The following is a 20,661-nucleotide window of genomic DNA, read 5'->3' on the forward strand; positions in this document are numbered from 1 at the left end:
AGCACTTTTTATTAACACCATCTACAATAGCCCTTCGGGCAATAAAAAAGAGCAATCCATCACGTCCTTGAAAGAACATGTTTCCTTGCTCCGTTCCAAAAACTCCGTCACTAAATGCCTCCAATCTTGATTTGGACACAATCTTCATCCCCCCGTATTTGATAGGTCTATGGTAGCACGAAATTAACTCCACGTCGCATGTCGAATGATGAGGCAAGAAAAAAACTCACCATCACGGTGAGTTTTGAAAGTTTGAGGCAACCTTTTCACAAGTTAAGCCGAAGAACCCCCGATTGCTCCTTGGTTTTGGCCGCATAACTTATATCCCCAATATCAAACTAATCGACATGCTCACAACCGTAAACGGCTCATGTTCAAATGCACATTAATTCCCCTCAAAAGATACATGTTACTAACTCGTTATTTACATGAATAATCGCGGACAATACAAAGTAAATCATTCATCGTATTAACTAATTACATAATAGGTTATTCCGACCTATTTGTAAACAGAATTCACAAAAAATGTAAATAAATATCATGTTTTAAACAAAATCTTTATAAATCAAAGCTAAACCACACTCATGCAAGCGTTTGTCCAAAGCCCCAGACTTAGATTATTAATTATTTTCCGGATTGTGGTAATAAAAAAACATCTTCAAGGCAAATTATATATCAGCCATAAAAGATGTTATCCCGTAAATTTTTAAATTTAGGTTTTTATACCTGAGGTCCAATTTCAACGGACACCGAATAATCCTGATCGGCAGCCAGTTGGAATTGGGGTTCAACGTCGGCGCCCCAACTATCAATACCACCAACGCCGCGAACAGCTCCTAAAATTGATAAAACCGTCCGGCGTTTGGCTGGTAATTCCTCATGATGCGTGGCATTTTCTAACTCTTCAGCGGTATAGGGTAAACAACTAAAGGCAAATGGATTGCCGTTTTGATTGATCATCAAACTAAACTCCTGTGCATCTGCATCCGCATTATTTAACGTGGCCCGCCGATTAACCGTTAAACTATCTGTTTGCATATGCATGCCGCACTCTTGCGGTACCAAATAAGGGGTGACCGGCATCCCCACTGTTTGATAATTACCGGCATTCGCTCCATCCATTCGGTCTGGATAAGTTTCACCGGACAATCCTTGGTATTTAAACGACACGGCAGGCGTTGGCATCACGAGCTTAATCCCAAATGCAGGCAACTGTGGTAAGCCAGCTTGCCCATGATAATTCGCAGTCAGCTGTAGTCGGCCATCAGCTGTGACTTGATAATTGATTTCGACCTTCGTTTGTGGAACTGTCGGAGTCAAATAGGTAAACGTAATCGCGACACTATCGGCAGTTTCATGATTTGAATATTGATTGTTGACTGGTGCAATTGGCAATTCAATTGGTTGACCATCAATAGCCACCGCAATCTCATCACATGCACTAAAGAGATCAGCGCCCAACCACATCGCCGATTTCTCAGAAAAGTGATTTCCCCGATCATTATCGGTTGTTGCCCGCCAAAACAGTGGTTTCGGTACGCGATATAACCATTCTTTACCGTCAATTGTTAGTGATTCGAGTCCACCCCGTTCATAACTGAAAAGGTATTTAACCCGGTCACTTAAAACTCCTAGTGAGCCATCGCCATACACGACTTGAAGTTGGTGTTTAGTATTTTCCATAAAAATATTTAACCTCCTGTGTTGCCGGTTTGGGTTGACGGTCCGCAAACAACAAACCATCCCCGGAAAATTCATAATCCGAATGGCGGTCATCAAAGTCGCCACCATACCGCATAACCTGTTGCCCCGTGATTTCATCTTTGACTAATAACGCCTGATCGACAAAGTCCCAGATAAAGCCACCTTGATAACTTGAATATTTTTGAATCAAGTCATCGTAACTCTTCATGCCACCAACTGAATTACCCATACTATGCATATACTCACAATTTAAGTACGGTTTATCGGGATTATTTTCCAAGTATTCCGCAATTTCTGCTGGTGTGGCATACATCCGACTTTCAACATCAGAAATCCGGCCCCGATAGGCTGGGTCTCGGAAGACACCTTCATAATGGGTTAAGCGATTTGGATCCATCGTCTTATAATACGCATTCATCTGGGCGATATTTTCGCCAGCAAATGATTCATTGCCTAGTGACCAAAACAAAATCGACGCATGATTTTTGAGCATTTCGTAATTATTTTGTGCACGAGCCATCACGGCACCTCGCCACTCTGGCACTGAACCAGGTACGTTATAAGATGGTTCAACTGCACCCATTTTTTGCCATGAGCCATGCGTTTCCAAATTATTTTCGGCCATCACATATGTCCCATGCTGATCGCATAAGTCATACCACAAATCTTGATCTGGATAATGACAGGTACGCACCGCGTTAATATTTAATTCATCGAAAGTTTTCAAATCGGCCCGCATATCTTGTTCAGAAATTACCCGCCCAGTTTGGCAGTTCCATTCATGCCGGTTAACTCCCGAAATGATCAATCGTTGTCCATTCAATATGACAACGTTGTTTTTAATTTCAATTTTACGAAAACCAAATTGATATGGAATCACTTCAATCACTGATCCAGTTGCATCGATAATTTCAGCTTGAAAATGATACAGCGTTGGATGCTGATTACTCCACAGTGTCACTTCATCAAAGTGTAGAGGCTCGGGCGTGGTTCGCTCTTCGGCGGCCATTGTCTGCGTCAGTAGCTGGTTATTAGCACTATCCGCAATCGTAACTCGAATCGTGCTGGTCCGTAGCTGGGCGGACTCACCCGTTAATTTCATTTGGATGGCTAAATCACCTTGAGTAAAATCATCACTCACGGTTGGAACCAAACTCAAATCGGCTAGATGGACGGCTGGTTCCGCTAATAATGTTACATCACGAAAAATGCCAAAGAAACGGAAAAAGTCTTGATCTTCCAGATATGAAGCCGTACTGTACTTAAATACTTCCACCGCAATCACATTATGTTGCGCTTGAACCCACTGAGTAATGTCGAATTCTGCCGGCGTAAAACTATCCTCAGAATAGCCGACAAAGTGGCCATTCACCCAGACATACATGGCCGTTTGCACACCATCAAAGCGAACTTTAATTCGTTGTCCTTGTAAACTTTGATCAAGATCAAACTGCTTGCGATATTGCCCCACGCAATTCATTTCACTAGTCGCAAATGGACTTGAATTTTCTGGTGAATACGATTCTGTCCCAACTGGTCGCCGATATTCCTTGCCTTCCCAGGAATACAAGGTGTTAATATACTTAATTTGAGCATAACCAGCTAGTTCAATATGTTGTGGCACTTGAATTTCATCCATTTGAGTCGGGTCAAATTGCGAATCAAAAAAATCTGTGAGTCGAACTTGTGGCGTGGGCGCAAAGTGAAATTGCCACGTTCCATTTAAGCTTTGTTCAAAGCTATTGCCTTGTTGTACTTCTTGAGCCGTCTTGTAGTAATGATGGTCACTATGGGCCGGCACGGTCCCTTGACTAAATATTTCTGGATCATCCAACCATTCTATCGATGGAATCATATATATTCTCCTTTACTGACTGATTAAGTAGCCGTACGTATTTATCATACCTTAATCCATGTTAGATTATTAAAGCGCTTTCAATCTTTATTAAAAAAATAAGCACTTCTTCTTAGTTCCGCGATTATTTTAACAAGTTTCGCGGATTTCTCTAATTAATACTAAGAATAGTTCATTTTGGTGAACTTTGTCTAGTGGATTTTTGCTATCAGATGATCTGCTAATCTTTGATAGTGATTATGCCACAAAAAAACATCAACGCCGGGTTGATGTTGGGTGGGTTAAGAGATTATGCGTGATGTTGGTCAATTCTTTTAGTTATTTTTTAAATCAGTTAATATTTTTTCCACATCTTTTTTGGTGATAGTTTTACCCTTAAAGACAGACGTGGTAATTGTATTGAGTGCCGCACTGAATTGCGGCTGGTTAGGAAATTGAATTCCATAAATCGTCAGCGCTTTGGGATCAAATGGGACATTTTGGATTTTGTATAAATCAGACATCACAACAACTTCTTTCAATGGTTTAGTGTCATTGTAACATGTGACTAAAAATACACACCAGCTTTATCATGTGCAAAAAAAAGAACAGTGCCCACAACTTGAAGAATCCTGCCTTCAAGTGTCTCTGTTCTTTTTTGATTGTTGGTTTATATGGGGCTTAATTAATCTTCATCGTCATCGTCAATTTCAACTAAGTCATCCCAGGCTTGTTTTCCAAGAATTGCTTGTAAAGTTTGAATGGCATGATTGTTTTGTCCGCGTAAGTTTGTTAGAAAAACTGCCATCGCAGGTCTCGTTTCTTTTTGCGCTAGGACAATTGCCCGATCGATAAACATATTCTGCGTCGCATAATCGTGCGCGGTGATATCAACCAAGTCGGTCGCACTCAGATACTTGTTCTTAGCATCTTCTTCTAACATTGAATATTTCACATATTCATCCACGGTCGAAGGTGGTAATTCATTTTCATCTAACAAAATCGCAGCAAGTTGATCATAATTCGTTCTGCCTTGTTCAATCAACTCTTGGTATAGCGATTTTAACTGAACTGATTCCAGTCCTTTTAAATACCAACTCGTTTGATGCAATTTAACATTGTTGATAAATAGATTCGATAAGATATGACCGGTCATGGCGCCAGCGGTTGGTTTATGATGATCAATATCGGCTTGCTTTAATTCTGCTGCATATTGTGTCTCTACATCTGTCATAAGATTAAGCCTCCTGAGCTAATTCCTTTTCCTTCACTTTATCAACGGTGTAACCTAACTTAGTCACTACTTCGGCTAAATCTTGGGCGCTGGTCTTGCTGTCGTCAAATTCGGCTTTAACCTTACTAGCGTTAAACATCACTTTAACTGATGAAACGCCATCGACATGTGCCACCGCATGTTCGATCTTTTGCATACATGATGGGCAGGTGAGTGCTTCTAATTGTAAAATTGCTTTCTTTGTCATAATCAAGTTCCTCCTTTAGTGAAACTTACTTCTTTGATTGTCTTTATTGTACGTGCTTGCCTTCAAGAAAAAATTGATAAAAATCAAGTCTACGAACTTTTTATTTTAAAACTGGTGTTGTGGTCACAACCTGATCATTTTTGGGTGCCTTGCCGTAACTAATTAAGCGCATGGCGTTGAAGATTACCACTAAAATGCTGGCTTCGTGCACGAACATCCCACTGGCCATGTAAATGAACCCGGCGATTAAGCCAATCAAGAGAAAGGCCACCACGCCAATCGCAATCACAATGTTTTCCTTGGTATTCAACACGGTCTTTTTAGCGAGGCCATAAGCATGGGTGAGTGCTTCAAAACTAGATTGCATTAAGACAACATCTGAGGTTTCGATGGCAACATCGGTTCCACTTCCCATCGCAATCCCAATATCAGCAGTCGCAATCGAGGGACTATCGTTGATACCATCCCCAACAAAGGCCACTCTGCGACCAGCTTGTTGGAATTTTTTAACGAATTCTACCTTTTGTTCTGGCATTAATTCGGCATGAACTTCATCGATGCCGACTTGATCAGCCACATATTGAGCGGTCGCTTGATTATCACCCGTCAACATGACTAAATGCTTAGCACCCTTATCCCGCAAATCTTGCAATTGTTGGGCGACTTCTGGGCGGATAATATCGGAAATTCCTAAGATTAGGGTCACAACCCCATCGACCGCGACAATAACTACAGAACTCCCGGTAGCTTGTAAATCACTTAAATCTTGACTTTGCTGTGAACTTAATTTCACGTCACGGGCTTGCATCAGTTTTTGATTACCCGCTAAGACATCATGATTATCAATCTGGGCCACCATTCCTTGCCCCTTAACCGTTTGATTATCTTCGACTTCCAGGTCGTTAAAGACGTAATTTTTGCCTTCTGTGTATGAAACAATTGCGCGACCCAATGGGTGATCAGACAAGCTTTCAATTCGGGCAGTCATGCTCAAAGCAGCTGGTAAATCCGTCCCATAATTCTTAACCGTTGAAACTGAAGTATTTCCCTTTGTTAAGGTTCCAGTCTTGTCAAAAACAAAGGTATCAATTTTTGAGAATGTATCCATCGCTTCGCCACCCTTGACTAGGATGCCACGTTTGGCGCCATTGCCAATTCCGGCCACGTTTGACACGGGTGCGCCAATTACCAAAGCTCCTGGGCAACCCAAGACGAGCACCGTAATCGCCAACTTAAAGTCACGTGAGAAAATGAACACCAGAATGGCAATAATCAGCACGGCCGGCGTGTAATACTGTGAAAACCGATCAATAAACTTCTCCGCATGTGATTTAGTATCTTGCGCATCTTCAACTAATTCAATAATTTTGGCAAAGGTCGTATCATCCCCGACTTTCGTTGCTTCAATTTTGAGGTATCCATCGCTCAACATAGTCCCGGAATACACACTATCTTGGACTTGTTTACCGACTTCACGCGACTCACCAGTCACTACTGCTTCATCGGTGTAACCGTGGCCTTCCACAACTTGACCATCAACTGGAATTGAACCTCCCGTTTTAACTAAGACAATATCGCCTTCATCAACGTCATCGACATCAACTTCTTCCGTTGTGCCATCGGCCTGCACTACCGTTGCCGTAGTTGGAGCCATTTCGGTTAATGATTTAATCGATTGCCGCGTCTTGGATAACGTCCGTTCTTCTAAGTAACTCCCAAATAAAAACAGGAAGGTTACAATGGCAGATTCGTTATACTCACCAATGATGAACGCCCCAATTACGGCGATACTGACGAGAAACTCGATACTAATCACGCGCGCTTTTAAGGCTTGGTACGCATGCATCATAATTGGCACGGCCGCAATAACTGAGGCGACGGCGAGAATTACGTTATATCCCAGCAGACTATTTAACGCATATTTACTGAGGTAACCGGCTACAATTAAAATCGCTGTAATTAAAGTAATTTGATTATTATGATCTTGAACATATTTTTGAAATTTCATGATTGTCACTCCTTCGTTTGATAACACCTGAGACTTGGTCAGCAACAGCTTTGATCAGGAGCCGTTTGATTTCTTTTACTGTCTATATCATAAGCGCTCGGTCGGAGTTTTAAATTGATTAAAATCAAGTTCGTAAATCTTTTTGATAATTGTCAGATGTGTACTAAAAATAGCGGTTTCATTGAGTTTACGAGGTTGAAGTGCTTTTATTTACCAGTCATTTATGGTTAACTATTAAAGGAACTTTTTTAAAATGGAGAAAAAATGAAACAATTATTATTTGGCTATGGCCTCATTTTAAGTGCCCTGATTGGTGCACTGCTGGACGGCTTTTACTGGTTACAAAACGCATTAATCGAACTCTTTTGGCCAACGATTGCCGCGCGTCCAGTGATTAATTTACTTATCGTGCTGGTGATTGGTGCTATTATTCTAGTCACCCAGCGGCTTTGGGGGACGTTACCACAAAATATTATCAAAATCCGCGTACAGTTGAAGACCACTGGAAGTGTTGATTATCGGCGCGTCCTACTCCAGTTGATTGTTCCGGCTATCATTCTGGTCAGTGGTACCAGTTTAGGACCGGAAGCAACTTTAGTTAGTTCGACCGTCTTATATGGGGTGTGGATGGCGGAAAAGTTAAACTATGTCGCACATAACTTTCAATCTGCTGATACGCGTGCACGATTGCAAATGTTAGTGGTGCCCCATCGCTATTTACAATCGTTATCGGTGGCTGATTGGAAAAATCAATTTCCATCGAAGCTCATTCGCAATGCGCTAATTGGAATCTTTTTTACCAACATGCTGATTTGGTTTGCAATTGGTTTTCACATAAGTGGTTTACATTCATTAGTCATGCACATTGGCGTCTCACATTGGCAGTCCAATGAACTCTGGCTTTTTGGCCCCATCTTGGCAGTTAGCTACGGGTTAGGGACCGTGATTGAATGGTTGCTGGTACATCTGAAATGGTTAATTGCCAATCGGTTTACTAATCCTCTGATTCTCGTGACGGTTGGCGGTGCGGCTATTTACCTGTGTGGCTTGCTGGTGCCGGAAGTACTGTTTTCCGGACAACATAATTTCCATTTATTTGCGACCAACTGGCCTAATCAAGCTGGTATCACGCTGTTAGGTGTCGCCATCTTAAAGTTAATTTTAACTGCCATCTCGCAAAGTACCGGTTGGTTAGGTGGTGACATTTTTCCCGTTCTATTTGCAGCCACCAACTTTGGCTTTGCTATCAGTTACTTGCTCCCTAACTCGGATCAGATTTTCGTCGTCACCTTATTTGTGATGGGCATGGCCACCGCCATTTTAAAATCCCCACTCTTGGTGGGCAGCTTGATGGGAATTCTCTATGTGCCAACTAATTTAATCGGTATAGTCGTTTTGGCGACGCTCCTGATGATGTTACTCAAACGTACCAATAAAATCTTGGCTTGGATTGGTAAGCTGCAGTTCAGTTTCCCATGGCCTAAATGGAATGCCATTAAAAGTAAGGATTAAAATAGACGCTCATTCGCAAGTTGCGATGGGCGTCTTTATTTGGATATGATTTTGTGGTTAATTCGAAGCGGTGATTAAATAATCAATTGCGATATCAAAATCCTCAACGGGCCAATTGGCCGTCTCAAAATTCATGACTTGCGGCACTAACGCAACCGTGTGACCACGGTAGTTGGCTAAGAAGCGGTCATAGTAGCCACCACCAAAGCCAACGCGATAATGACTATCTTGCGCAAAAGCCACTCCCGGTACAATCATCAAATCAACGGCTTGATTCATTTTGGTTTCATCATAAGCCGGTTCTAGTAGTCCAAAACTATTTTTGACCAGTTGATTATGACCTGGGTATTCCAAAAAGGCCATTTGGCGATGTGGCATCGTTTTTGGTAAGTAGACTTGTTTCTTGTCTTGCAGTGCCCGTTCGATAATGCCACCTGTAGGCAGTTCAATTGGATTACTAATCGTCGTTCCAATTGTTTGGGCGGTTTGCCAAATATCGGTTTTAAACAGCAAATTAGTTAGCACCGTCGCTTCAGCTTGAGTGGTGTGCATCGCTGCTTGTAAGTTAGTTAGTTGTTGGGTTCGAAAGTCTTTTTTATTAATACTCGTCATCTCCTTAAAATTCCATTACGCGATATAATGATATTCCAATTTTATATATTTGGAAAGAGATAACGATTGTGAATTAGTAAAATACAAGATTCAATTGGAATCCATAAATTTCAAGAACCCGTTTAATTAACTTGATTTATTGGTTTGCCAGCAATAAACGCTTGAATATTTTCCGTAATAATATCTAACAGGCGTTCCCGGGTTTCTAGCGGTGCCCAGGCAATGTGGGGCGTGATAAAACAGTTTTTGGCGGTTAATAAAGGATTTTGCGGATCAATGGGTTCGGTTGCCACCACATCCGTAGCCAAGGCGAGCACTTTATCTTCATTTAACGCTGCTGCCATCGCGGGCTCATCAATCAAGGTGCCGCGGGCGGTGTTGATGACAATTACCCCGTCTTTCATTTTGGCAATGCTGGCTTGATTAATTAGATTGATGGTTTCAGGCGTTTGCGGTACATGGAGACTAATAATATCGGCCTGCTGGAGTAACTCATCGAAACTCACTTGATGGACCCAGTCGTTGGTCACATTTTTTGGCCGATGATTATAAAAAATCACGTTCATCGAGAAAGCGTGAGCGATTTTTGCCACTTGTTGAGCAATCCGGCCGTAACCAATCAGCCCGATGGTTTTCCCTTTTAATTCAATCAACGGTTTCTCCCAAAAGGTGAAGTCAGCAATGGTGGACCACTTACCGTCATGTACCACTCGATTGTGCAGTCCGACTTGACCCGTGACTTCTAGCAGTAGAGAAATCGCGTACTGCGCCACGGCATCGGTCGAATAATTAGGGACTGTCGTGACAGTGACTTGATGTTGCTTGGCACTCGCGATATCAACCGCATCATAACCGGTACCCATGACGCCGATATATTTCAAATTAGGTACTTGACTAATCACGGAGTCCTGGATTGGTGTTTTATGGGTAATGACAATCTCGGCATCCCCAATTCTGGCCAGAATCTGTTGGTTATCGTCAGGCTGTGTACGGTCATAAAAAGTACACTCCCCGAGCGCTCTCACTGCGTCCCAGTTTAAATCTCGATTCAAATGATACCCATCTAACAAAACAATTTTCATCAATTTAACCCCCATGCCGTTATGATTTAATTCAGTCATGCATTATTATTGCTATATTTTACCACCAAATTTTGGTTAATTAACATTATATTTAATGCTGTTAAGTTTATCTGTTGGCGATAATTCTAAATAACGATACAATGAACTTGAAAAATTGTGATGCTCTCTTTGACAAAGTAACGCTGAAATGGAGATGGTGATTTTGCAAGCAAACATCTTAAACACAAAATATCCGCTGATCAAAGGCCCAATGAATTGGGTTACGAATGCTTAATTAGTGGCCGCTGTCAGCAATGGTGGTGGGTTAGGTGTGCTCGGTACTAATGCTGAACAAGCCACACTGACGACCGAACCGACCGCAGTTGGTGATAAAATGCGTCGTGAAATTGACAAGACCCAGCGCTTAACTCAGCTACCATTTGGTATTAACATTTTAACCAATTCCAACGATGAAAAATTACAAGATGAACCATATACTGCAGCATTATTGACTGCGGCCTTTGACGCGGGTATTCACTATTTTGTGGTGGTGGGTACTGAAAACCAAGAGATTTTTGATTTGATTAAACAACATGATGGCGTCATTATTTTTAGGCCATTAACCCCCAGCGTGGCGCTGGCCAAAGCTGGCGAGGACATGGGTGCTGATATCATTGTCGCAACCGGGCATGATGAAGGTGGGCTGCTGCCAGATACTGAGTTGGGCAACTTCACGATTGTCCCAGAAATTGTCGATCAAGTTTCAGTGGCAGTATTTGCAGCGGGTGGGATTAATGATCGACGAAGCGTTGAAGCTGCGCTCGCTTTAGGTGCGGCGGGCATTTTTGTTGGGACCAGATTTTTAGTCGCAGACGAAGCTCCCGTCGCCCCATCTATTAAGGAACTAATTGTGCAGAGTAATTCCGAAGATACTGTGATGGTTTCTGGTAATCAACGGGCGATTCGAACTCCCCATACGCAACAATTAGCTGACCAATATTTGCAAAGCCATGATGCAGTGGCCGCTAATCGTGCGGTTGCACAAGATGGTGGGCTGCTGGAGGGGATGTTACTGGGTAATCCGGACCATGGCATCGTGACCGTCAATAACGGTATTGGCATGATTAAGCGGATTGAACCGGCAGCAGCAATTATCAACAGTTATTTTAAATAAAATAATCCCTGAGCACTCTACTCCAATTGAGATAGCGATCGTGACCAACCCAACAATTGCGGCAGCTCCGACTAAGGCCAAAGCAACGGAAAAACAACTTCAAACGGACAGCTCGATTGATGCCGAAACCACTAGCAGCATCACTAAATTTCTAACGACTTTCTTCACACTGTATCCTAGTGGCACCGCCAGTGAACTGAAATATTATGTCGATGGCGGTACAAAGCCATTAAATAAAGACTATCGTTTTGCGGAATTAGTTAATCCGACCTTCCATCGTCAAGGAGATAATATTCGCGTTGACGCAACCGTGAGGTTTCTTGATAGTGAAACTGATATGACCCAATATTCGCAGTACACACTTATTTTAGAAAAAGCAGGAACAAATTGGACCATTAAATCTGGTTTGTAGGAAACAAAAACACGACACTCATTTGAATGTCGTGTATACATAATAATATTCATAACTATGTAAAAATTCCCGACAACATAAAAACAACACACTTCCAATTTATACTTATTATAGAAACAAAGCAAAAGGAGGTGAAACTATGTCACAATGGATTCTGATAGCCCTTTTTCTTCTAGCACACCCACTCATGATGCTATTTATGCACAAGGGTATGCACGGTGGCTCTGGTAGTATGGGCGGCTGTGGAAACAACACTCAACAAAATTCCAATAATACTGAAAAGCCACGTAAAAAAGTCAATTAACTTGGGGGTATATATTATATGAAAATATTAACTGGTAGTCGCGGTGATGAGGTCCATGAACACCTTTACGAAAATGGTCAAAGACGGGTTGGTCATCGTATACTAAAGAAAAATACAGTGACAAACAACGGAGAATTTCACCCTGTACCTGGAAATATAGTTCTCATTCCCTTAAAAGGGACGGTGAAACTGACCACACCAGATCAAGAATGTACAATCAAAAATGGTCAACTTGCAATACTTGGACCAACTGATAGTTTTTACTTAACTGCAATTGATGATGTTGAATTTGTCGGTGTTGTTGATATTAAATAGCTCAAAAAGAGTGTCACATGGCACTCTTTTTTATATATGCTGGCTTCTCCATATTTACGACACATATGACTGTTTTAATAAAGTGTATTTCAAAAAAATGGAGGAGACAAAGTTGAAATTAACGCAGAGAAATATGCCTACTTTAGTTACCGCACTAACATTAACAGATGTTACACTCTCCACTGGAAAAAAACTGCTTGAGGCAGCAACAACTTGGACTACAGTTTTTTATAAAGTTGATGCAACTACTGTTAATCAAGAGGATTTTAGCACTAAGATTGGTCTAAATAGCCTACAGTCTGATGGATCTGTCGACTCGATCGGTAATTACTCTTATACTTTGCCTGCAGTTCGCGTCTTTTAACTAGGTTGTTCGCTGAAGATGTTTAAAAATCTAAAACAGCAAATACGCCCTTGGGACTACATAATCATTTTTATACTACTTGTCGTTTCTTTTATCCCCTTGATTATATTTGGATACTCTCAGAAGCAACAGATGACCACCGCGACTAATAATGCTAAACCAACCACCTATGCTGAAATTTCTGTTGACAAAAAAGTAATAAAGAAAATTAAGCTCTCTCGCAAAACACAACACCAATTATTTACATTACACCCACACCCCGGTGAATATAATATTATAGAAGTTAATGGAACACGTATACGCGATAAGGAAGATAATACACCTGATCAAATTGCCGTTAATACTGGTTGGATCAGTAAACCGGGACAACAAAGTATTTGTCTACCTCACCGTCTGATCATAACAATCAAAAGTACGTAATACCAACACTCAAGATAACTCACTTGTAAGGCCATGATCAAAATACTATGTAATCATGATTAATCATTTTAAAAAGCAATCATAATTCTCAAAGTCGGGAATTGTGATTGCTTTTTATTACACGCTGATTATTATTACCAATTATGAGATGCAGTCTTATAAGTCATTTAACTGCGGAAATAAGAATTCAAGCACATCTGCAGTTACTCTATGCTTTTGGCCCTTATAAGGGTAACAGTGCATATCCATCATTGGATTATAGTTGGCCTCAATAATCGAATAGGACTCGTGATCAGAAACGGGTACTGATCTATCAGGAATAATCAAATCAATTCCGCATATTTTTGCACCTAAACATTTTACAGCAGCAGCTTTTTCTTTGTAGGTAAAATCAATTTGATCAGTTACATCAACAGAGTCCCCACCAGAACTAATATTCGAATTTTTCCTAAGATAGATACGCTGACCACTCATCGGAATTGAATCAACCGTAAACTGCTGACTTTTTAATGTCATTTGTTCGACCATCCCTAAAGAAATCTTAGTAAGCGGTGTTCGATCATTCAAACCACGCAAGACGCTCTGATTTTTGATTGCAACTAATTGTTTTACCGTATGGTGTCCATCACCAGTAACATTAGCGGGAATTCGTAATAAGACCGCTTTTACCTTATCATCAATTACTAAAAACCGATACTCAGGTCCAGCAATGAAGCTCTCAACTAGTACGGTCGAACACTCGGCAAATGCGCGTCGAATCGCTTGCGAATAATCAACCAGCGATGGAGAAAGTTTAAACACGGTAACACCTCTACCGTAATTAGCCGACTGCGGCTTGATCACAATTGGATTGCCCATAAATCTCGGATAAGCCGCTAAAGCCATATTCATGCTAATAAATTCAACTCCGGCTGGAGCATTAAAACCTGACGTGGTCAAAATTTTTTTGGTAGCTGTCTTATTCTTCATGATCAGCGGCACAATATAACTATCTCGGCTTGTCATATTTCCATTCTTGACATATTCAATTTGGTGACTCAACTGTAGCTTTAATAACTGATCATTTTCATCGATCACATCTACTGTAATACCTTTTTGAATGGCATCAAACATTAAAATTTGTGTTGATAGTTCCATATTAGTAAAACCATTTAGCTGATATGGAATCTGCGTAATAACCTTACGATTCTCTAATCCGTTGGCTGTTGCAAAAACTGATTGGTTAATAGTCATTAGTTGCTTCACCATTCGGCCACTAATCGTTTTTGCAACATCTGTCAATCCATTTTTGGCCTGCTGTAGTACCCTTTCATAGCCTTTTAAATCCAACTGTTGTGCCATTCTTTTCATTAAATCAATTATTTTAAGGCCGTTTGTTCGATAACGAGTTGGCGTCAATGGTGACTCAAGTGCCACCTCATTATTGATTTGATCACCGGCCATTATCCAATCATTACTAGTTTCCTTTTCGTCCGTCCAAAGCATGAACAACATAAATAGTTCCAGAAATACGATTTGATTTTCACTAACCCCATAACGTTCAAACGGATTGATATCAATATTCCTTAATTCCAAATAATCAACGCTCGCTTGTTGGTCAATTGTCTGTTCGCTTCTACGTAACCTAATTGGTGAATAGAACTCTTTTTCCTTAATCAAATGACCTTCACGTATTTGCGTTTCTATATCGGCAAAATAAGTTTGTAAAGATTCAAATGATACTTGAACATTGTTTTTATTACAATAGCCAAACTTACTATTTCTGATACTCCGTACTTCCGTTTGTGGTTGCTCATCATTTGATTCAAAATAATTGGATTCAGCAACAGGACTGGCACCAAATAGATAGGTAATTAACCAGCGGTAATGAAGGTAGTTACGCGCCGTTTTAAGATAGAGTATATTTTTAAAGCATTTAAAATCAGTTACCTCACTTTGGTGCTGATACAGTTCTTCGACCAATACAGTCGGAAATTCAAAGTTAAAATGTAGCCCACTAATCATCTGTTTACGTCGACCATATATTCTAGCCAAGTAGCGGCGATATAAAACACCTTGAAAATCAGGCAATTTGGCTAACTTAATCTCATCATCGCGGATTGGAAGCTCCGGTGGCATACTGAGTGGCCACAACATTTCATTTGCTGGCATTGATTGATAGGTAACATCATGTAAAGCAGCTAACCAACGAAATAAATCATTCACTGTATTCACTACTGGCGTTACAATTTCTAATTGAGTCTCAGCAAAATCGGTACGGATATAAGGATGGAATTGGCGGCTACCAAGTACGTTTGGATGATTTGTAACGGCTAATTTTCCGTTCAGGCTTACGCGTTGACTTTCTCGTTCCACACCAATTCTTGAATTTGATATTGCGGCTATGTTTTGCGCCTGCTGCAATAATTCGCTAAAAATCATACACTACTCGCTTCTCTCTTTTTCTAATTTTATTTTTAGAAATTATGAAATAAACAGCTTTACATTCAATTCTGCTATGGTACGACGACGTCTATTAAAGCAAGTTCTAAATAAAATTATGATTCTATTTAAGTGATAATCATCCAAAACCATTAACCATACACCAATCTCATGACCTAAATACTTGCACCACCGCCACCAGATGAACCGCCACCGCTAGAAGAACCGCCGCCACCGAAACCACCAAAATGATCATTGTTATTAAAGAGCCAGGCTAAGATGGACCATAATTGCCAACTGCGCCCCCAAGGACTGAACATAAATCCAATAACAATAATCAGGCCAACAAGTTGTAGAATATTCTTCACGTTGAAAATACTACGATTGGAATTCATCCTATTTTGATAACCCTTATCAGATTTTCTATCATTCTTGTATCCGTAATGCCTGTCGACCAATGTTGTGATACTACTGAACGTTTTTTGCAATCCCTGATTGACAGTCTCAGTTGCGGTAGATTTTAACTGACTTTTATTACTGGCTAAAATTTGTCCAGCCTGGCTATCTGTGACGACATCTTCTAATCCGTAACCTACTTCAACACGAACATTACGCTTCCCATCATTTAAGGCATAAAGAATTAAAATACCATTATCCAGTTTTTTTTGACCAATACCCCACTTTGAAAATAAATCGGCCGCATATTGATCGACATCAGAATCACCAGTAGATTTTACTACCGCCAACATAATTTGCGGTTTGTCCTTGGTTTCGGCATATTGTTGATTCTTTGTACTAACCAAATCTTGTGTCTGTGAATTTAGTAAATTTACTTGATCAAAATAATTATCAGTCGGTATGCTAGGTAAACTGGCCGCCTGGACAAAAGTTGTTTGAAGTAGCAGCAAAAAAGGTAATAACAACCATAGCCACGCATTCGTTCTTTTTCGGTTCACGATGTCCACTTCCTAGTTGTCTAAATCAACTTTAGGTGCCTTATCAGCATTCGAATTTGCTTTGAATTCAGCTTTCTGGCCTAAACCCATCGTAGAAGCAAAAATATTTTTGGGAAAAGTAACTACATTTTGATTGTAAGTCTTAACTTGTTGAATATACCGACGCCGCTCAACCGCAATGCGATTTTCCGATCCTTCCAGCTGGGTCATCAATGTCGCAACATTAGCATTCGACTTCAAATTAGGATAATTTTCTTGGATCACATTGATTAAAGTACCAACTGAACTATTGATTTTATTATCGGCCTTGGCTTTTTCTTTAACTGTTGTTGCGCTACCGTAACTTTTCCGTGCATCAGCAATCTGACCAAAAACTTTTTGTTCCTGACTCATGCTGCCCTTAACTGCACTTACTAAGTTAGGAATCAGGTCGTAGCGGCGTTGCATCACATTTTCCACTTGACTCCATTGCGCCTCGACTTCTTGATTCTGTTTAGCCAAACTATTATAGGTTTCAACACTTATTGCACCAACGGCCGCAAGCGCTATTAAAATCACGCCTAAGCTAATCCACCAGGTTCTAAATCTTCGCGATTGCATTTTTCTCATCCTCTCAAAAATACGCTAAGTTATTTTTAACGAAGTTCTAGAAAATCTAAATGATCTAACCATGTTTATAGACCATTCAATAAAAGGATTCCAACAAATACAGCTATAATAGTATAGACAACTGCGACCACTACAGTCAGCACCGTTGCTTTTTTTGAATTTTGATTTTCCACTTTGTATCCTCCAATTTACGCAGTTACCGTAGTTAATTTGGTTCTATTGAGCATCAATGAACTGGCAACAACTGATAATGAACTTAATGCCATTCCTAGACCGGCTAATTCTGGACTCAAGATCAGCCCTAGTCCAACAAAAATACCAGCAGCAACGGGGATACCTAATGAGTTATAAATGAACGCCCAAAACAGATTTAACTTAATTCGATTAAACGTTTTTTGACTCAACTCGAGTGCATTGACAACATCTAACAGATTATTCTTAACTAAGATAATGCCACCAGATTCAATTGCAATATCCGTACCAGAACCCATGGCAATGCCGACATCAGCGGTTGTTAATGCTGGCGCATCGTTAATACCATCACCAACAAAGGCTACTGGTGCTTGTTGTTGAAGTTGTTTAACGTGATCAGCCTTATCGCCGGGTAAAACATCAGCAATGACCTCATCAATGCCAACCTGATCAGCAATTGCACGAGCAACTCGTTCGTTATCACCAGTCAGCATCACCGGACGTAGGCCACGCTTCTTAAGTGCCGCAATTGCTGTAGCCGAGCTTTGCTTTGGTGCATCCTGAATAGCAATTAACCCGATAATTTCATTATCGTAGCCAACGATCACTACGGTTTTAGCTTCGCTTTGTAGTTGTACCATCTTAACCGTTAATTGATCGGTAAGTTTATAATTATCAAGTAACTTATCATTACCAATAAAGGCTTCTTTACCATTGATTTGTGCCTTGACTCCCTTACCCTCAATCGCTTTGAAACCTTGTGCAGTATTGGGAGTGATGCCTTGCTCTTTAGCCTTTTCTAAAACAGCCGCCGCCAAAGGATGCTCCGAAGAAATTTCTAGATTGGCTGCCACATTCAATACCGCTTGCTCATCGCCAACAATATCCGTCACCTTTGGTTTACCCACAGTGATTGTTCCTGTTTTATCAAAAACAACTGTTTTGATCGTATTAACTGCCTCTAGCACTTCACCGTTCTTAATCAGAATCCCCATCTTTGCACTCCGCCCTGTACCAACCATTAGAGCTGTGGGGGTAGCAATTCCTAGTGCACATGGACAAGCAATAATAATCACAGAAACAGTAAATAACATGGCAGTCACTACACTAGCTCCAAGTAAAACATACCAAACGAAAAAGGCCAGAATAGCGATAATTAGAACAGCGGGAACAAAAATATCAGAAATTTTATCAACGGTTTTTTGAATCGGTGCATGACTTGTTTGAGCCTTTTTGACCATCTCAACAATTTGCGCCAATAATGTATCATCACCAACCTTACTAGCTCTAAACATAAATGTTCCTGTACTATTCATTGTTGAACCAATCACTGAATCGCCAACTTTTTTCTCGGTTGGTATGCTTTCACCTGTAACCATCGACTCATCGATTGTTGAACTACCCTCGGTAATAACACCATCTACAGCAATTTTTTGACCTGGTTTAACGCGAAGAATATCACCGACAACAACTTCTGCCATTGGAATTTTTACAATCTCACCATTGCGCAAAACCTCTGCCTCTTTTGCCTGTAAATCTAGTAACTTAGCTACTGCACCTGATGCACTACGTTTCATATTTTCTTCAAAAACTTGTCCTAATAGAATTAGTGTAATAACAAGTGCTGCGTCTTCAAAGAAAACATCTTGGTTATTAAACATTGCATAAATGCTGTATAAATAGGCTGTTCCAGTCCCAATCGCTACTAAAGTGTCCATATTAGCATGGTGGTGCCGAAATGATGCCCAAGCACTTTGTATAAATGACCGACCAGAGACAGCCATTACTGCGGTTGTCAGTAGAAACTGCGTCCACATACCTCCTGGTAACTCAAAGCCAAAAGGGCTAGCAACCATATTTATTAATATTGGAGTGGAAACAATCAAAGAAAATATAAATCGATTTCTTATATTCATTTTATAACCACCTTTCCGTAGGCCATATCCATACCACAATGAAATTGATATTCGCCGGCCTTATCAGTATTAATTGAAAAAGTTTGTTGTTCATTTATTGGCAGAAATTGTTTGATACCAAGTTCCGGCAAAACAATTGTATCGACACAGCCTTTTTCGCTGATTCTTTTAAAAGTGATTTCTGCAGGGATCCCCTTGATTAGTTCTACAGCATCTGGATGATAGCCACCATCAACGATTACCATAATGCTTTGTTTCTTATCTGTCATAACGATTACCTCCAATATTTTTAATAAGCTTGCTTATTTTACAATTACTTTTCCATGAAACATATTCATTCCGCAAGCATAGTCATACTCACCGGATTTACTTGTATCAATATCGATCACATGATCCTTATTCTGTGGTAAAAATTCATTGATACCAAAATCTTCAAAAACTACTTGCTCCAAGCAACTAGATGGATCTTTACGATTAAAGGTTATTTGGGCAGGAACTCCGCGCTTCAAAATTACGGTACTAGGCGTATAACCACCACTAACAATCACATTGACATCCTGTCTATTATCCGTTATATCTGCCGCAACCTCCTTAGCTGTATGTTTACCGAAGAACCACCAAACAATAAATCCAACTAGCAAACCAGCTACTATTGTTACCAAAATTTTATCCATGATCAGACTTCCTTTTTTTATAAAAATTAATTTTATTCGGTCATACGACAACCATCTTTTTATTAAACAAGCAATTACAGTTAATTACGTTGAAGCATTTATAAGTTTTTCCATTGTGACCGTCAATTTCATTCAGGTTCATCACTCCCTTACGTTTACACTTGTAAACGATGCAAATATCATACCTCTTAAGTTTACAAATGTAAACACAAAAAGCAAAAAAATTTATTCTGTTGTAAAGCCCTGGTCAATTCAAGAAACTTTACCAAATTCTGCAGTATATAATTTACCAAGTAATGACAATCGCTCACGCTTCCGCTGTTTTGATGGTACAAAAACACCGATATCCTCAATACTGAATCCCGTAACCAGGCTTTGTTCATTAAACACAATCGGGTTCTTTAAAATTTTGGGGTGCTGATATACCGCAATCACTAATTGATTAAATGTTAGACCCTTATCAAAAACGTGTCCTTGAACAGCCTTCGAACGTATTGCAATCAAATCATCGCTACCATTATCGGATAGCAAAAACAAGTGCCTAATTTCTAATTCAGTTAATCGCTTTTGCATAATATTACGGATCTGTACATCAATTTTTTGATCATGAAACCAATCGAGCATTTTTCGTTTTGCCGGATCACTAGTATGAAAATACAGATTAATCATAATTTAGCCTCGCTTTCTTTTAC

22 protein-coding genes are annotated in these 20,661 nt (G+C 40.2%); 7 read left to right on the plus strand and 15 right to left on the minus strand.

Annotated features, from left to right (window positions below):
* Positions 1-720 precede the first annotated feature (720 nt).
* From FFM59_RS03315 to FFM59_RS03340, 6 genes are all read right to left on the minus strand, one after another.
* A complete protein-coding gene (locus FFM59_RS03315) occupies positions 721-1,683 on the minus strand; it encodes a beta-galactosidase small subunit (RefSeq protein WP_137601644.1) in 963 nt (320 codons plus the stop codon).
* On the minus strand, positions 1,670-3,559 hold the full coding sequence (locus FFM59_RS03320; RefSeq protein WP_137601645.1) for a glycoside hydrolase family 2 TIM barrel-domain containing protein: 1,890 nt from the start codon (positions 3,557-3,559) through the stop codon (positions 1,670-1,672). The genes FFM59_RS03315 and FFM59_RS03320 overlap by 14 nt, the downstream gene beginning before the upstream one ends.
* Before the next feature lie 314 nt (positions 3,560-3,873).
* A complete protein-coding gene (locus FFM59_RS03325; RefSeq protein ID WP_170175913.1) occupies positions 3,874-4,062 on the minus strand; it encodes a hypothetical protein in 189 nt (62 codons plus the stop codon).
* A 161-nt stretch (positions 4,063-4,223) separates the two neighbouring features.
* The gene (locus FFM59_RS03330; RefSeq protein ID WP_137601647.1) at positions 4,224-4,772 is read right to left on the minus strand and encodes a ferritin-like domain-containing protein; all 549 of its coding nucleotides are present in this window, start codon (positions 4,770-4,772) and stop codon (positions 4,224-4,226) included.
* A gap of 4 nt (positions 4,773-4,776) precedes the next feature.
* Positions 4,777-5,019 carry a heavy-metal-associated domain-containing protein gene (locus FFM59_RS03335; protein WP_137601648.1) on the minus strand — a complete coding sequence of 81 codons (243 nt, stop codon included), beginning with the start codon at positions 5,017-5,019 and terminating at the stop codon, positions 4,777-4,779.
* A 100-nt stretch (positions 5,020-5,119) separates the two neighbouring features.
* Complete coding sequence (locus tag FFM59_RS03340) at positions 5,120-7,027, minus strand: heavy metal translocating P-type ATPase (protein ID WP_137601649.1); 1,908 nt, start codon at positions 7,025-7,027, stop codon at positions 5,120-5,122.
* A gap of 264 nt (positions 7,028-7,291) precedes the next feature.
* On the opposite strand from FFM59_RS03340, the gene FFM59_RS03345 reads away from it, so the two are divergent.
* Complete coding sequence (locus FFM59_RS03345) at positions 7,292-8,539, plus strand: chloride channel protein (protein WP_137601650.1); 1,248 nt, start codon at positions 7,292-7,294, stop codon at positions 8,537-8,539.
* 57 nt (positions 8,540-8,596) lie between these two features.
* On the opposite strand, the gene FFM59_RS03350 is transcribed toward FFM59_RS03345, so the two are convergent.
* Together FFM59_RS03350 and FFM59_RS03355 are read right to left on the minus strand one after the other, a co-directional pair.
* A complete protein-coding gene (locus FFM59_RS03350; protein ID WP_137601651.1) occupies positions 8,597-9,151 on the minus strand; it encodes a 5-formyltetrahydrofolate cyclo-ligase in 555 nt (184 codons plus the stop codon).
* 122 nt (positions 9,152-9,273) lie between these two features.
* Positions 9,274-10,233: a D-2-hydroxyacid dehydrogenase gene (locus tag FFM59_RS03355; protein WP_137601652.1), complete on the minus strand. Its 960-nt coding sequence runs from the start codon at positions 10,231-10,233 to the stop codon at positions 9,274-9,276.
* Positions 10,234-10,510: 277 nt separating this feature from the next.
* Here FFM59_RS03355 and FFM59_RS03360 point away from each other — a divergent pair, with 277 nt between their 5' ends.
* The 6 genes from FFM59_RS03360 to FFM59_RS03385 all read left to right on the plus strand — a co-directional run bounded on the left by FFM59_RS03360 (position 10,511) and on the right by FFM59_RS03385 (position 13,201).
* Positions 10,511-11,386 carry an NAD(P)H-dependent flavin oxidoreductase gene (locus FFM59_RS03360; protein ID WP_137601653.1) on the plus strand — a complete coding sequence of 292 codons (876 nt, stop codon included), beginning with the start codon at positions 10,511-10,513 and terminating at the stop codon, positions 11,384-11,386.
* A gap of 40 nt (positions 11,387-11,426) precedes the next feature.
* Positions 11,427-11,798: a conjugal transfer protein gene (locus FFM59_RS03365; protein WP_225420278.1), complete on the plus strand. Its 372-nt coding sequence runs from the start codon at positions 11,427-11,429 to the stop codon at positions 11,796-11,798.
* A 139-nt stretch (positions 11,799-11,937) separates the two neighbouring features.
* On the plus strand, positions 11,938-12,102 hold the full coding sequence (locus FFM59_RS03370; protein WP_003688746.1) for a DUF2933 domain-containing protein: 165 nt from the start codon (positions 11,938-11,940) through the stop codon (positions 12,100-12,102).
* An 18-nt stretch (positions 12,103-12,120) separates the two neighbouring features.
* Complete coding sequence (locus FFM59_RS03375; RefSeq protein ID WP_002817475.1) at positions 12,121-12,417, plus strand: hypothetical protein; 297 nt, start codon at positions 12,121-12,123, stop codon at positions 12,415-12,417.
* Between the two features lie 112 nt (positions 12,418-12,529).
* On the plus strand, positions 12,530-12,781 hold the full coding sequence (locus FFM59_RS03380) for a hypothetical protein (RefSeq protein WP_035457185.1): 252 nt from the start codon (positions 12,530-12,532) through the stop codon (positions 12,779-12,781).
* A gap of 18 nt (positions 12,782-12,799) precedes the next feature.
* Positions 12,800-13,201 carry a NusG domain II-containing protein gene (locus FFM59_RS03385; RefSeq protein WP_170175914.1) on the plus strand — a complete coding sequence of 134 codons (402 nt, stop codon included), beginning with the start codon at positions 12,800-12,802 and terminating at the stop codon, positions 13,199-13,201.
* A gap of 156 nt (positions 13,202-13,357) precedes the next feature.
* On the opposite strand, the gene gshAB is transcribed toward FFM59_RS03385, so the two are convergent.
* The 7 genes from gshAB to FFM59_RS03420 form a co-directional block, all read right to left on the minus strand.
* Entirely contained in the window at positions 13,358-15,622 is a 2,265-nt protein-coding gene (gene gshAB, locus FFM59_RS03390; protein WP_137601654.1) for a bifunctional glutamate--cysteine ligase GshA/glutathione synthetase GshB, read from the minus strand.
* A 176-nt stretch (positions 15,623-15,798) separates the two neighbouring features.
* On the minus strand, positions 15,799-16,578 hold the full coding sequence (locus tag FFM59_RS03395; RefSeq protein WP_170175915.1) for a TPM domain-containing protein: 780 nt from the start codon (positions 16,576-16,578) through the stop codon (positions 15,799-15,801).
* Between the two features lie 12 nt (positions 16,579-16,590).
* Positions 16,591-17,178, minus strand: a complete 588-nt coding sequence (locus tag FFM59_RS03400) for a LemA family protein (RefSeq protein WP_003678281.1) — start codon at positions 17,176-17,178, stop codon at positions 16,591-16,593.
* A gap of 197 nt (positions 17,179-17,375) precedes the next feature.
* Complete coding sequence (locus tag FFM59_RS03405) at positions 17,376-19,295, minus strand: copper-translocating P-type ATPase (RefSeq protein ID WP_137601656.1); 1,920 nt, start codon at positions 19,293-19,295, stop codon at positions 17,376-17,378.
* Positions 19,292-19,564 (minus strand): cupredoxin domain-containing protein, encoded by a 273-nt coding sequence (locus FFM59_RS03410; protein ID WP_137601657.1) that lies wholly within the window; start codon positions 19,562-19,564, stop codon positions 19,292-19,294. Before FFM59_RS03410 ends, FFM59_RS03405 begins: the two co-directional genes overlap by 4 nt.
* A gap of 33 nt (positions 19,565-19,597) precedes the next feature.
* The gene (locus FFM59_RS03415) at positions 19,598-19,969 is read right to left on the minus strand and encodes a cupredoxin domain-containing protein (RefSeq protein WP_100070905.1); all 372 of its coding nucleotides are present in this window, start codon (positions 19,967-19,969) and stop codon (positions 19,598-19,600) included.
* A gap of 252 nt (positions 19,970-20,221) precedes the next feature.
* Positions 20,222-20,638 (minus strand): ArsC/Spx/MgsR family protein, encoded by a 417-nt coding sequence (locus FFM59_RS03420; RefSeq protein ID WP_137601658.1) that lies wholly within the window; start codon positions 20,636-20,638, stop codon positions 20,222-20,224.
* Positions 20,639-20,661: the final 23 nt, after the last annotated feature.

The sequence above is a fragment of the Paucilactobacillus nenjiangensis genome, from assembly GCF_005405445.1.
GTDB classification, from domain to species: domain Bacteria; phylum Bacillota; class Bacilli; order Lactobacillales; family Lactobacillaceae; genus Paucilactobacillus; species Paucilactobacillus nenjiangensis.